The sequence below is a fragment of the Vibrio sp. 1151_11 genome, from assembly GCF_029478525.1.
GTDB lineage: Bacteria > Pseudomonadota > Gammaproteobacteria > Enterobacterales > Vibrionaceae > Vibrio > Vibrio anguillarum.
In genome coordinates, this window is record NZ_SHMN01000135.1 from 1 (window position 1) to 255 (window position 255).

The 255-nt window shown below is 52.9% G+C and carries 1 rRNA gene; it reads right to left on the reverse strand.

Going from position 1 to position 255, the window contains the following annotated elements:
* A 23S ribosomal RNA gene (locus EXZ60_RS19110) occupies positions 1–255 on the reverse strand; the annotation flags it as partial.

Genomic DNA, 255 nt, shown 5'->3' on the forward strand with positions numbered 1-255 from the left:
TCGCCTTAGGGGTCGACTTACCCTGCCCCGATTAACGTTGGACAGGAACCCTTGGTCTTCCGGCGGGGAGGTTTTTCACCCCCCTTATCGTTACTCATGTCAGCATTCGCACTTCTGATACCTCCAGTATGCTTTACAACACACCTTCAACGGCTTACAGAACGCTCCCCTACCCAATACAGTAAACTGTATTGCCGCAGCTTCGGTTTACTACTTAGCCCCGTTACATCTTCCGCGCAGGCCGACTCGACCAGT